General features: G+C 63.4%; 9 protein-coding genes and 1 pseudogene. 4 read left to right on the forward strand and 6 right to left on the reverse strand.

Annotation, left to right across the window (positions count from 1 at the left end):
• Positions 1–202 precede the first annotated feature (202 nt).
• Both E3T43_RS13050 and E3T43_RS13055 read right to left on the reverse strand, forming a co-directional pair.
• Positions 203–1,705: an IS1182 family transposase gene (locus E3T43_RS13050; RefSeq protein WP_370449954.1), complete on the reverse strand. Its 1,503-nt coding sequence runs from the start codon at positions 1,703–1,705 to the stop codon at positions 203–205.
• Positions 1,706–1,787: 82 nt separating this feature from the next.
• The gene (locus E3T43_RS13055; protein ID WP_134472753.1) at positions 1,788–2,798 is read right to left on the reverse strand and encodes a LacI family DNA-binding transcriptional regulator; all 1,011 of its coding nucleotides are present in this window, start codon (positions 2,796–2,798) and stop codon (positions 1,788–1,790) included.
• A gap of 242 nt (positions 2,799–3,040) precedes the next feature.
• On the opposite strand from E3T43_RS13055, the gene E3T43_RS13060 reads away from it, so the two are divergent.
• The 4 genes from E3T43_RS13060 to E3T43_RS13075 are packed head-to-tail and all read left to right on the forward strand — an operon-like array spanning position 3,041 to position 8,146.
• The gene (locus E3T43_RS13060) at positions 3,041–4,315 is read left to right on the forward strand and encodes a sugar ABC transporter substrate-binding protein (protein ID WP_134472754.1); all 1,275 of its coding nucleotides are present in this window, start codon (positions 3,041–3,043) and stop codon (positions 4,313–4,315) included.
• A 33-nt stretch (positions 4,316–4,348) separates the two neighbouring features.
• A complete protein-coding gene (locus E3T43_RS13065; RefSeq protein WP_134472755.1) occupies positions 4,349–5,308 on the forward strand; it encodes a carbohydrate ABC transporter permease in 960 nt (319 codons plus the stop codon).
• Complete coding sequence (locus tag E3T43_RS13070; protein ID WP_134472756.1) at positions 5,305–6,189, forward strand: carbohydrate ABC transporter permease; 885 nt, start codon at positions 5,305–5,307, stop codon at positions 6,187–6,189. Before E3T43_RS13065 ends, E3T43_RS13070 begins: the two co-directional genes overlap by 4 nt.
• A 37-nt stretch (positions 6,190–6,226) precedes the next feature.
• Positions 6,227–8,146: a glycoside hydrolase family 127 protein gene (locus tag E3T43_RS13075; protein WP_134472757.1), complete on the forward strand. Its 1,920-nt coding sequence runs from the start codon at positions 6,227–6,229 to the stop codon at positions 8,144–8,146.
• Between the two features lie 245 nt (positions 8,147–8,391).
• Here the strand turns inward: E3T43_RS13075 and E3T43_RS13080 are convergent, their stop codons facing one another.
• The 4 genes and pseudogenes from E3T43_RS13080 to araB all read right to left on the reverse strand — a co-directional run.
• Positions 8,392–9,312, reverse strand: coding sequence for an aldose 1-epimerase family protein (locus E3T43_RS13080; protein ID WP_134472758.1), 921 nt, complete (start codon positions 9,310–9,312; stop codon positions 8,392–8,394).
• Between the two features lie 10 nt (positions 9,313–9,322).
• Positions 9,323–10,840, reverse strand: a complete 1,518-nt coding sequence (gene araA / locus E3T43_RS13085) for an L-arabinose isomerase (protein ID WP_134472759.1) — start codon at positions 10,838–10,840, stop codon at positions 9,323–9,325.
• A complete protein-coding gene (locus tag E3T43_RS19050; RefSeq protein WP_166791328.1) occupies positions 10,840–11,550 on the reverse strand; it encodes an L-ribulose-5-phosphate 4-epimerase in 711 nt (236 codons plus the stop codon). The genes araA and E3T43_RS19050 overlap by 1 nt, the downstream gene beginning before the upstream one ends.
• A 33-nt stretch (positions 11,551–11,583) precedes the next feature.
• A pseudogene (gene araB, locus E3T43_RS13090) lies at positions 11,584–13,189 on the reverse strand (ribulokinase); the annotation flags it as partial.

Raw genomic sequence — 13,189 nt, forward strand, 5'->3', positions numbered from 1 at the left:
AGCGTGAGTCAGTAAGGCCTATTCGGCCTTGGTGCCACGAATTACCGGTCAAGTCCGTCGGGGGCGGGTCAGGCGTTCCTGTGCGGTCGTTGAGTCTTTCGGATTGGCGTTGTTCGTGTGCCGACCGAAAATAGGGCCAGTGCCGCGTTGACGGCGCAGGCCGGGGCCGTTGCCGCCCGGCAGGGCGGTCCCTCCCTGCCGGTTAGGTGGCCGTTCGGGCTGTCAGGGTGCTTTGCGCGGCCAGGAGCGATTTAGTTTGCATAGTGTGCAGCTTCATCAGGTTGTGGCAGGCAGCGATCAGGTCCCACTCGTGCGCGGCTTGCTCCAACCCGCGCAGCAACACGGACTTGCCCTGCCGAGTGTGAATCTGACCGAACACGGGCTCCACGATCGCTTTGCGCCGCGCATAAACCGCTCGGCCCTTCTTCGTCTTCAGTTTCCGCGCCATCCGCTCCCGGAGCGTCGCATTCGCTGGGATCCGGCCTCGAGGAACCTCGGGAACATTCTCGCCGTGCTTCACCCGGCCGGTCGCGATGAAAAACTCGGTCCGGCCGTCGCTGGCCGCTTCCACAGTCTTCGCATAGTCCAGATTCGCTGCTGAACAATACCCGGCATCCGCCAGGACCTGCCTGGGCAAGACGCCGGTCGCGGCGTGGAGTTTCTCGACCAGCGGCACGACCTGTTCAACATCCACGCCAATATTCGTCAGCGTCGTCGCCACGATGATTTGATGGTCGGCATCAACGATGGCCTGCGCGTTGTAGGCGTAATGGAACGACCCGTCAGCGGTCTTCATGATCCGTGCGTCAGGGTCGGTGAAGTTGCGTTGAGCCTTCGGACTCACGACCGCGTTCTTCGCCGCGTCATCACCCTTCTGTGCCACAGCATCGTCGTCATCGCCCTTGTCCCGGGCTTTCTTCTCGGCGTCTTTCCGCGCCCGGACGGCCGCGTCGGCCTCCAACGCGGCGCGCGCTTCGGCCAGTTTCACCAGGCGTGACTCCCGCCGCGCGAGCTCCGGTGGCAACTCATCACCGCGTTTGTCTTTTCCGAAACGAGCGTCCTCCGCATCGTCGATCGCGTCCGCGTCCGCCAGCAGCGCGGATACTTCGTCGGCGAGGACTTTCTGCTTCTCCGTCAACCGGGCGTAACTCATGGCCTTGCGCCGAGACGCATTCGCGCGCACTTTCGTGCCGTCCAACGCGACCTGCCCGAGCGAGACCATTCCGGCCGCGCGGCACAGTTCCAATGCCTGCAAGAACACGTTCCCCAGACTGGAGAGGTGACGTTTGCGGAACCGGGCGATGGAGCGAAAATCCGGTGCCTGCTGCGCGGCCAACCAGCGAAAAGCGACAACGTCCACGCAGACCCGTTCCAACTCCCGTGACGAACGAACCCCGACGCAATACCCGTAAAGCAGGACCCGGACCATCAACCGAGGGTCATACGGCGGCTGGCCCTTCGACTTGGCGTAAGAGGCGTAGAACTTCTTCAGATCCAGCTGAGTTTCAACGATGTCCGCGATGAAACGGGACAGGTGATTCTGCGGCAGCCACTCATCCAACGACGGCGGCACCAACATCACCGCCACCGGCTCAAACGCCCTAAACCGCTTGTTCACACCCGCGCCAGCCTCAACCCCGTCATCCACGACCACGTCAACGTGCTCAAGTTCCGTCGCGGGGAAGAGGCCATCAGAATCGCTCATAAGCAATTTTCCCAGACCACCACCCCAACCCCGGGAAATCGACCGGCGTTTTAAAGTTTGGTACTACTGACCCACGCTCCCGCTAGGTGGTCTCGCGTGGAACGATTCGGCACGGCAGCGACTCGACACCGGACCGAGAATCACCGTTGATCGCTTCAAATAGTCGGTGCGCGGCCAATGCCCCAAGCTCTTCGAGGTTCATGTCCACGCTCGTTAGCTGGGGCCGAGATCCAGTCGTGAAGACCTCCCAGTTGTCGTACCCCATTACCGAGACCCGGCCGGGGACGGCCCAACCCGCCTCCCGCACGGTTTCGAGCGCGCCGCGGGCGATCTGGTCGTTCCCGCACAGGATACCGTCGACCTCGGGATGCTGCTCGATCAACTGGGCTGCTGCGTTGCGTCCCCATTGTTCCGTCCAGGAGCCGAACTGGGCGCCACCGACCAGTGACAGGCCATGGTTGGACATGGCCCCTTCGATGCCGCGCGCGCGATCCTGTGACGCTGCATAACCGATTTCACCGGTGATGTGGGCAATATTACGCCGGCCTCGTGAAACCAGGAATTCTACGGAATCCGCGCCACCCTTCACGTTATCGGGCACGAGGGAGAGATCATTCTCGTCGGTTGAGAGGGCGTAGACATATACGATCGGCACCGGCAGGTTGCGACCAAGTGATGGCCGAGGATCCGTACGCGAGCCCACAACGATCAGACCATCAACGTGGCGGCTCAGCAGTGCGTCGAGGTGGTACTTCTCCCGGATGGCATCGCCACGCGCATCACACAGGAAAGCCGACATTTTGCCTTTGCCGAACGCGTCCTCGGCTCCCCGCAGAATCGGCAGCGAGAAGCGGCCGTCGAGGTCGCCGGTTATGAGTCCAACGGTGCCGGTCTGCCCGGTCAGCAGTCCGCGCGCGAGCGCGTTCGGAGTGAACGAGACCCGCTCCGCGGCGACGAGCACGCGGGCCCGTGTCTCCGGATGCACCTGGTCGCGACCGTTCAGCGCTTTCGAGGCTGTGGCGACTGAGACACCGGCCAGCCTGGCGACATCGCGCAGGGTGGAGCGGGGGTGCGGCTTGTCTGTGGTCACCATGGTGGCGCCTCCTAGCGTTGCGATTGCGGCGATTGCGGCGGATGCCTAGGAGGCACGTTCCCAGAACACGGGCGAACCTCCGCGAAAAGATGAAATATAGTTTTTCGGTTGAGTCGACGGTACACGGTTGACGATAGCCGTTGTTGGCTGTTACATTTACCGAAAACCTTTTCGGCAAATTTCGCAAAGGTTGTTCGCCTCGCGACATATTAATCAACGACGATTCCAGATAAGGACCTCACATGGCAGTGAAATCCACGCGCAACAGCCGCATTCGCGCATTCTCTTTGATGGGCGGTGTAATTGCCGTTTCGGCAGCGCTCGCCCTCGCCGGGTGCACCCCGACATCATCGGGCGGATCCGCTGGCAACGGCGACACCATCACGGTGTGGCACTACTTCAGCGATGAAAACCAGGTCAAGGTCATGACCGATTACAAAGACCTCTTTGAGAAGAACAATGACGGCGTCACCGTAGAGAACGTCTTTGTTCCCTATGACCAACTGAACTCGAAGCTCATCACCGCAGTGGGTTCGAAGACCGGACCCGACGTGGTCGTGTTCAACGGTGCAGACGCCTCGACGCTGGCTCTGGGCGGCGCTCTCGCCCCCATGACCAAACAATGGGGTGCCTTCACCGACAAGGACCAGTTCCCCGAGGCCGTCGTGCACTCTCTCGACAACGACGTTTATGCCGTTCAGGGCTATGTCAATCTGCTTGGCCTGTGGTATAACCAGGACATCCTCGATGAGGTCGGCATTGTGCCGCCCACCACGATGGACGAGCTCAATGCGGCTCTGACCGCCGTGACCGCCGCAGGCAAAGACGGCATCACCTTGTCCGGTCTTCCTCAGTCACAGGGAGAGTGGCAGGCGTACCCGTGGCTGTCGAGCTTCGGATTCAACTACGACAAGCCCGAGGCCGCACCGCTCGAGGCCGCTTTCACGATGCTCCAGTCCTGGACAGGGTCGGGTGCGCTCACGCGCGAGGCCGTGACCTGGGATCAGACGGTTCCGTTCCAGACGTGGGCGGCGGGAAACGTGGCCTTTGCCCAGAACGGGAACTGGCAGCTCGGAACCGCTCGCAGTGACGCCGGCTTTAATTATGGCGTCGTGCCACTTCCCGTCGGCGACAGCGGACAGGTCTACCTCGGTGGCGAGGGGCAGAGCATCGGGGCGTTCAGCGCGAACCCGGAACTCGCCTGGGACTACCTGGAGCAGACCTACTTCAGCGAGGAAGGGCAGGCCATCGCTCTGAGCGGGGTCGGCAGCATCCCGAGCCGCTTGGATGCCGCATCCGCCCCCGAGGTGACCGAGGATCCGATCCTCGCGGCGTTTGCCCAGTCGATCGAGGAAAACGGGGCGAACTATCCGGCACGGGCCGTTCCGGCGGTGTCTGTCGCAGACCAGCAGCTCGTCGTGGGACAGATCTGGAGCGCAGTCATCGGCGGCCAGATGACACCGTCCGAGGCTGCAACCAAGCTCGTCACTGACCTCGAGCAGTTGCTCGCGCAGTAGACCCGATACACAACGAGGCGAGGCAGGAAGTCCATGTCTATAGATCTGACGGTCTCAGGGCCGGCACGGCGTACTCCAGTGCCGCCCGGTCGGGCGCCCCGGTCGGGTGCACGCCGGAACGCGGTCAAACGCAAGAGGCTCGCCTTCGCCCTGCCGGCAGGGGTCTTCCTCCTCGTCTTCTCGTTCTTTCCGTTGGCGCAGCTGGCACGCATGAGTGTCAGCGACGTCACCGCGCGAACGCTCAACCAACCGTGGGAATTCATCGGGGCTGACAACTTCGTTGGCAGCGCCGCCCAGGGTTCCCTCTTTCCTGCTCTGGGCAACACCATCGTGTTTGTTCTGATCGTTACGATCATCGGACTGGTCGGAGGGTTGGTTGCAGCGATCTTGCTCAGCACGAGCAACCTGCTCTCTGCCTTTGTGCTCGGCCTCATGGTCTTCATCTGGGCCCTTCCACCCGTGGTGAACGGAAGCGTCTGGAAGTTTCTGCTTGGCGACGCTGGCCTGATCAACTCCATCATCACCGGGGTGGGGCTCTCGCAAGACGCTGTGCCGTTCCTCTACGACGACAGATTCGCGCTCTTGTCGGTGGCGATTGTCAATTCCTGGGCCGTGGTGCCGTTCAACGCACTCGTCTTCCGTGCCGGAATTCTCGGCATTCCTGCGGAAACCTTCGAAGCGGCACGGATCGACGGTGCGAGCCGGTGGCAGGAGATCTGGCACATGATCATCCCCGCCGTGCGGCCGACCACGCTTGTGCTCGCCGTGCTCACGGTCGTGTACGCATTCCGGTCCTTCGACTTCATTTTCGTCATGACCTACGGCGGACCGGGCGTCTCAACCAACACACTGCCGTTCCTGAGCTACCTGCAGGCGTTCGTACGGTTCGATTTCGGCATGGGGGCCGCGACCGCAGTCATTTCGGTGTTGCTCGTGCTCGTGCTCGCCGTGATCTACGCACGCAGCGTTCGCGCCGAGGAGGCCAACTCATGAGCATCATGATCCCCACGGGGGCTGCGGCAGCCGCACCCTCGGCCACCTCGCGCCCACGGCGACCGCGTCGTCGATTTGAACCCATCGCCGGCCCGTTGCGCGTGGTACTTTTGCTCGTCTACGCCATCCCTATCTTGTTTATCGTGTTGACGTCGTTGAAGGACCCGAGTGACGTCATCTCCTCTCAGTCGTCGTTCCTGTTCACACCCACGCTTGAGGCGTACACGGCCGTGCTCGCCAACCAGGGTCTCTTCATAGCCATGCAGCAGTCGCTGACGATCGCCGCTGGAACAACGGCGCTCACGCTGCTGGTGGCGATTCCGGCCGGCTATGGACTGGCGCGGGTCGATTCACGCATCACGACGGTCGGTCTCGGCCTGCTGATCGTGTTGCAGATGGTCCCGCAGACCGCCAACGTTATCCCGCTGTATCAGATTTTCGGGGCTTGGGGCCTGCTCGACCAGAACCTCGGCGTGATCGTCGCCGACACTGCTCTTCTGGTGCCGTTCGCCATCCTGCTGCTGCGACCGTTCTTCCGCTCGGTGCCTGAAGCGCTCGAGGAGGCCGCATCGATCGACGGCGCGAGCACGCTGCGCACCTTTTGGTCGGTCATGCTTCCGATCGCCCGCAACGGCGTCGCCACGACCGGCACTCTCGTCTTCCTGATGTCCTGGGGCGAATTTCTCTACGCGGTCAACTTTCTCCTCTCACCCGGGAATTACCCGCTGAGTGCGCTGCTGGCCCAACAAGTTTCTGCGTTCGGTATCAACTGGCCTGGACTGATGGCACTGGCCGTCATCACGTCGGTGCCCATTCTCATCCTCTTTGTTTTCACTTACCGGTTGCTGCGTGAAGGACTCACGCTCGGCGCGGTCAAGTAGCCAATTTTTCGCTGCACAATTCTCACTGGAGACCACCATGCCCGTGCTCACTCACAAGCTAGCAACCGCGTTCCCCGTCGCCCCGTCACGAGGTGCGCTCCGCCCTCTCGCACTGTCAGAGGTGCGGATCGAGAGCGGTTTCTGGGCAGACATGCAAGACCTGAATGCCTCGGCCATAATTGGCCACTGCGAAGCTTGGATGGAGAAGGTCGGCTGGATCGGCAATTTCGACGCCGCCGTGGAGGGACGTTTGCCAGCGGATCGGCGTGGTCGCGAGTTCTCGGACTCCGACGTGTACAAGCTTCTCGAGGCGATGGCCTGGGAGGTCGGACGTACACAGGACGAGCAGCTTGAGGCCCGTCTGCGTGCCCTCGTCGCACGCGTCGGAGCTGCCCAGGAGACGGATGGCTATCTCAATACCCGCTTCGGCCGGCCTGGCCAGGGCGCGCGCTACTCCGACCTCCAATGGGGCCACGAGCTGTACTGCTACGGCCATCTCCTGCAGGCCGCCGTGGCGCGCGGGCGCACTGCGGGTGACGACGCACTCGTCACCATCGCTCGCCGCGCCGCCGACCACCTCTGCGAGGTCTTCGGCGTGGGTGGCATCGAATCGATCTGCGGGCACCCCGAGGTAGAGATGGCGCTGGTCGAGTTCGGCCGCTACACGGGAGAGAGCCGCTACGTCGACCAGGCTCGGTTGTTCATCGACCGTCGTGGGCATGGCCTGCTCGGCGACATCGAGCTCGGCCCGAGCTACTACCAGGACGAGACTCCCGTGCGTGACGCCGAAGTGTTGCGCGGGCACGCCGTGAGAGCGGTCTATCTTGCCGCTGGTGCCGTTGATCTGGGCGTGGAGGACGACGATGCCGGGCTGATCGACGCGGTGTCGACGCAGCTGGCGCGCACCGTCGCCCGGCGGACCTATATAACCGGAGGGATGGGTGCCCACCATGAGGGCGAATCGTTCGGTTCAGACTTCGAACTGCCGAGCGATCGTGCGTACTCCGAAACCTGCGCCGGTATCGGTTCAATCATGCTCAACTACCGTCTACTCTTGGCGACCGGTGAAGAACGCTACGCCGACATGATCGAGCGCACCCTCTACAACGTGGTCGCGACGTCTCCTGCGGCCGATGGGCGCGCGTTCTACTACACGAACACCCTCCACCAGCGCGTGCCGGGTTCAACTCCGTCCACTGAAGAACCGAGTCCGCGGGCGTCCTCCAGCTTGCGCGCGCCGTGGTTCGACGTGTCCTGCTGCCCCACCAATGTCGCCCGTACCTTGGCAACGTTGGGATCTTACTTCGCCACGTCGACCTCAAACGGTCTTCAACTCCACCAGTACGCGGCCGGGGAGGTGTCCGCAGCCCTCGATGGCGGTCCGATTGCCGTTCGCGTTGAGACGAACTACCCCAGCGATGGCGAGATTCGGATGGTCGTGACCGAGACCCTCGACACCGAGTGGGACCTCTCCCTTCGTGTGCCCGCCTGGGCGACAACCGGAGCGCAGCTCCGGGTGGGTGGCGAGTCCCGAGAGGTGGCCCCGGGGACGGTCTTGACCCGCCAAGTGTTCACCATCGGCGATGAGATCACACTTGTCCTCCCCGTGGCAGCTCGTTGGACCACACCGGATCCGCGGATTGACGCGCTCCGCGGCCAGCGGGCCGTCGAGCGGGGGCCGGTGGTCCTGTGTCTTGAATCGACGGATGTCCCATTCGCCGGCAGCGTCGACAACCTGCGAGTCACCGGGGAGCTGAACGACGTCGACGGTGTCGTGACCATCGACGTGCGCGGCATAATGGCACCAGACCATGCATGGCCCTACGGCATGGACACACCGGAAATGTCGTCGGAGACCCAGAGTGTGCAACTCCTACCGTATTACTCATGGGCGAACCGTGGCCCGTCGTCCATGCGCGTGTGGCTACCAACCGAAGGCGACGCTGTGGCCGTCTGACGCGAAGCAGATCGTTCCTGACTACGGTCAAGGAGCGATCCTGTTACCGTCACCGCGGCCCATTGGTGATCGCACCACTGGACGTTGTGACCGCGTAGGCGCGGTGGCCATTGAGAATTTCTGGCCGAGCGCCGATTCCCTGACTCCCTGACTCCCTCGGCTTTACACCCGCGGACAGTTTGAGAGCGGCCCGGTACCCGATACCGGATCGACGATGACATGATCCGCGTCAGTTCGACGGGCCCCTACTGGATGGCGCTGATTGTCCAACCCGCGCGATGCGATTGGCCAGCCGCCAGGCTCACGAGACCGTCATGGGAATTGAAAGCGTCCGGCGCGCACGTCATCGGTTCGACAGCGAGCCCCAACCGGTCGTTCTCTGATCCGGGGAGATCAGCGGTGTGAATTTGCACCCATGAGCAGGAGGCATCAAAAGTCATGGCCACCCCTCCTCCGCCGGGTTCTCTTATTTCGATGGTCGCCAAGCCGTTGTCGCGACTCAATGCGGTGAAGGCATGGTCAATTTGTGTCGAGCCAATCTCGCGCGGTTTGCGAAAATCAAAGGTGCTTTCTTGCACCGGAGCAAGCGTGAGCGGGAGTAGCCGGTCGTCGCTGACCTGAAGGTACTGTTCTGCGGGGAGCGACAGAATCCAGCTATTCAGCGTTGAGTCTCCGGCCCGCAGATAGGGATGCGGGCAGACCCCATACGGGGCAGTGGCTGTACCCACGTTTATTGCCGTGACCGAAGTGGAAAGCCCGGCGAGAGTCACGGAATATGTCACGGTCATTGCCAGGTGAAACGGATAGCCGACACTGGGCAGCAAATCCAGACCAAGAGTAACTTCATCTGCCGTGTGGGAGACGAGATGCCACCTCTCGCCAAATACCAGGCCGTGAAGTGCACAATTGCGGATCGGTTCATTGATCGGTAGCTGATGCACGACGTCATTCGCTTCGTACTGCCCATCCGCAATCCTGTTGGGCCAGGGTGCTGCCACTGCGCCGCGATACGCAATCATGGGTTCGTCGACGGCGAAGCTGATGATGAGTTCGCGGCCCAGAAATTCCAGCTCACGTAGGCACGCGCCTATTTCGGTGACGACGGCGCGGTAGCCGAAGCCCTTGATCTCATATTGCACACCACTGGCACCGGTAAAAGTCCTCATTCCCCACCCCCTACAGGCCTTGCGCCAGTCGGTAGTAGGCCTGGTTCCAACGCACCTCACGCGTGAAATCGCGCTGGGTGGTGGTCTTATCTATCACGAGAAGCTCGGTGCGAGCTATCTCGGCGAAATCGTGGAACACCTCGATGCCGACGGCGGTCGACATCACGGTGTGGTGGGCAGCTCCCGCGGTCAGCCAGGCTGCGGCCGAGGTGGCGAAGTCGGGTTCTGGACGCCAGACGGCCCGCCCTACGGGGAGGTTCGGCAGCGCGGCGGTGGGTTCGACGACCTCGACCACGTTCGCCACCAGGCGGAACCGGTCGCGCATGTCGCTCATCGCGACCACCACGGCGGGGCCGGGGTCGGCGTTGAACACCAGGCGCACGGGGTCTTCACGGCCGCCGATGCCGAGCGGGTGAATCTCAAGCGTCGGCCGCGAGGTCGTGAGTGAGGGGCTCACCTCGAGCATGTGCGCACCGAGAATCAGTTCGGCGCCGGGGGTGAGGTCGTAGGTGTAGTCCTCCATCAGGCTTGCACCGCCGGGAAGGCCAGAACCCATCACGTTGGCAACACGCACCAGAACGGATGTCTTCCAGTCGCCCTCCGCACCGAAACCGTAGCCCTGGGCCATCAGGCGCTGAACGGCGAGGCCGGGCAGTTGGCGCAGGGCGCCAAGGTCCTCGAAGCTCGTGGTGAACGCGGCGAAGTCGCCGGCCTCGAGGAAGGTCTTCAGCCCCAGCTCGATCGCGGCGCCGTAGCGCAGCGACTCGTGTCGCTTGCCGCCCTTGCGCAGCTCGGGGACTACGTCGTACAGGTCGTCATACTCGGCGACCAACGCGTCGATGTCGGCATCCGTTGCGGAATGCACGGCCCCAGCGAGCTCGTTGACGGGCCAGGTGTTGACCTGCACGCCGAAGCGGAGTTCGGCTTCGGTCTTGTCGCCTTCGGTCACGGCTACGTAGCGCATGTTGTCGCCGAAGCGGGCAAGTTTCATGCTGCGGCTCGCGGCCCAGCCGGCGGCGGCGCGGGTCCAGGAGCCGATGCTGCCGGACACGGCCGGGTTGGACACGTGGCCGACGACGGTCTTGCGGGTCACGCCGAGGCGGGTCTGGATGTAGCCGAATTCGCGGTCGCCGTGCGCGGCCTGGTTGAGGTTCATGAAGTCGAAGTCGATCTCGGCCCACGGCAGTTCGACGTTCGCCTGGGTGTGCAGGTGCAGGAGCGGCTTGGTGAGAGCATCGAGGCCGGCGATCCACATCTTCGCAGGGGAGAACGTGTGCATCCAGGCGATCAGGCCGATGACGCGGTCGTCGGCGTTGGCGTCGAGGGCGGCCCGGCGAATCGACTCTGAGTCCTTCAGAACGGGCTTCCAGACCACCTTGACCGGCACGTCGCTCGACGCGTCGAGCGCCCGGGCGATTTCCTGGCTCTGCGCGGCGACCTGGCGCAGGGTCTTTTCGCCGTAGAGGTTTTGGCTTCCGGTGAGGAACCAAACCTCGTACTCGTCGAGGGTCGTGGTGAGAGATGCCATTACGTCAGTGCTCCTTGGGGTACTTGTCCGTAGACATTCTGGTATCGGTCGAACAGAGAATCGATTGATTCCTGCGGAATGGGAACGAGGTCGCCGCCCGCGCGGGCGAGCTGCACCGTGCGAGCCACGTCTTCCACCATGACAGCGGCCTTCACCGCGTCGCGAGCATCTTTGCCGATCGTGAACGGGCCATGGTTGGCCATCAGCACTGCCCGCGAACGGTGGCCGGTGAGGGTCTCCACGATGCCGCGACCGATCGAGTCGTCACCGATGATGGCGAACGGGCCGACCGGGATCGGGCCGCCGAATTCGTCGGCCATAGCGGTGATCACGCACGGGATGGCCTCGTTGCGAGCCGCCCAGGCCGTGGCGTAGGTGGAGTGCGTGTGCACGACTCCCCCGACGTCTGGCATATTCCGGTAGACGTAGGCGTGCGCGGCGGTGTCACTCGACGGCGACCGGTCAGCTCCGGGCGTGCCGGGAATGACGTTGCTGTCGAGGTCACAGAGAATCATGTTCTCGGGTGCGAGGTCGGCATAGTCGACCCCGCTGGGCTTGATCACAAACAGGTCAGCCCCCGGCACCCGGCCGGACACGTTGCCGCCTGTCCAAACCACGAGCCCGTTGCTGAAGAGCTCGGCGTGCAGTCGGGTTATTTCGGCGCGAACGAGGGCGACCGCCACCTCGATCTGAGGTCCGTAAGCATTCATGCCGACATCAGCGTTTCCCGATCGGTGACCGCGGCGCTTGAGCGCCTTGAGACGGTGCATCACGTCGTTCTCGCCGCGACCGAAGTAGTCATGCAGCTGCGTGTACTCCTGGAACAGCTCGTCGTAGGCCGCCGAGGATGCCTCGTTGGGCACATACACGTTCCTGTTGAGCTTGCCCATCTTCTCGCCCGCGGCACGAACGTCGGGGTAGGCGCCAGCGGCCACTGCGGCGTGAATCGCCGCACCGAGCGCGGGGCCCTGGTCACTCGCGATGGTGCTGATCGGCAGGCGAAGGATGTCGCTGTAGGTCTGCATCAGGAACGCGTTTTTGAGCAGGCCACCGGCCACGATGAATTCGGTCACCGGCACGCCGCTCGCGTTGAACGCCTCCACGATGGTGCGGGTACCGAAGGCGGTTGCCTCGAGCAGCGCACGGTAGATCTCTTCCGGCCGGGTGGTGAGGGTCGTGCCGATGACGAGCCCGGAGAGTTCGTGGTCGACCAGCACGGACCGGTTACCGCTGTGCCAATCGAGGGACACCAGCCCATGACCGCCAACGGGCTGGTCCTTCACGAGTTCGGTGAGGTGCTCGTGCACGCTCCGTCCGAGCGCCCGGGCATCCTCGACGTATCGGGCGGGCACCTGGTTGTTGACGTACCAGGCAAAGATGTCGCCAACACCGCTCTGCCCAGCCTCGTAGCCGTACAGCCCGGAGACGATGCCACCATCGACGACGCCGCACATACCCGGCACCACGGCGAGACGGTCGGAGTTCATGACGTGACAGGTGCTCGTACCCATTATCGCCACCATCTGGCCGGGGTTCACAGCCTGCGCGGCGGGAACGGTCACGTGCGCGTCCACGTTGCCGACGGCCACCTGAATACCTTCAGGGAGCCCGGTCCAGGTCGCGGCTTCGGCCGTGAGGGTGCCGGCGGATGCTCCCAGCTGGCCGATCTCGTGGGTCACCTTGTCGAGGGCGAACCGGGAAAAAGCCGGATTGAGCGCCCCGAGAAAATCCTCACTCGGGTACTCGCCGTCCTGCAGGATTCCCTTGTAGCCGGCGGTGCAAGCGTTGCGCACATACCGGCCGGTGAGCTGCCAGACGATCCAGTCCGCGGCCTCGACCCAGTGGTCCATGCGCTCGTACAACTCGGGATCTTCCTCGAGCAGCTGCAATCCCTTGGCGAATTCCCATTCGCTGGAGATGAGCCCACCATAGCGGGGCAGCCAGCTTTCGTCGCGCGAGGTAGCGAGATCGTTGATGCGGTCGGCCTGCGGCTGCGCAGAATGGTGCTTCCAAAGCTTGACGTAGGCGTGCGGACGGTCGGCGTACTCCGGCAGCTCGTTGAGCGGGGTACCGTCGGCGATGACCGGAACCATCGTGCAGGCGGTGAAATCGGTGCCGATGCCGATGACCCGGGCCGGGTCGATTCCCGCACTGGCTAGTGCTGCCGGAACGGCGCTCTTCAGCACGGCAACGTAGTCCTGGGGAACCTGCAGGGCCCACTCCGGTGGCAGCTTCGCGCCCGTGGCCTGAAGGGTGGTGTCCATGACCGCGTGGGGATAGTCGAGCACGGCCGAGCCGAGTTCGGCGCCGTCCGAGACGCGCACGACGACCGCGCGGCCGGATAGTGTT

Origin of the sequence: Cryobacterium sp. Hh7 (assembly GCF_004403155.1) — a bacterium.
GTDB classification, from domain to species: Bacteria; Actinomycetota; Actinomycetes; order Actinomycetales; family Microbacteriaceae; genus Cryobacterium; species Cryobacterium levicorallinum.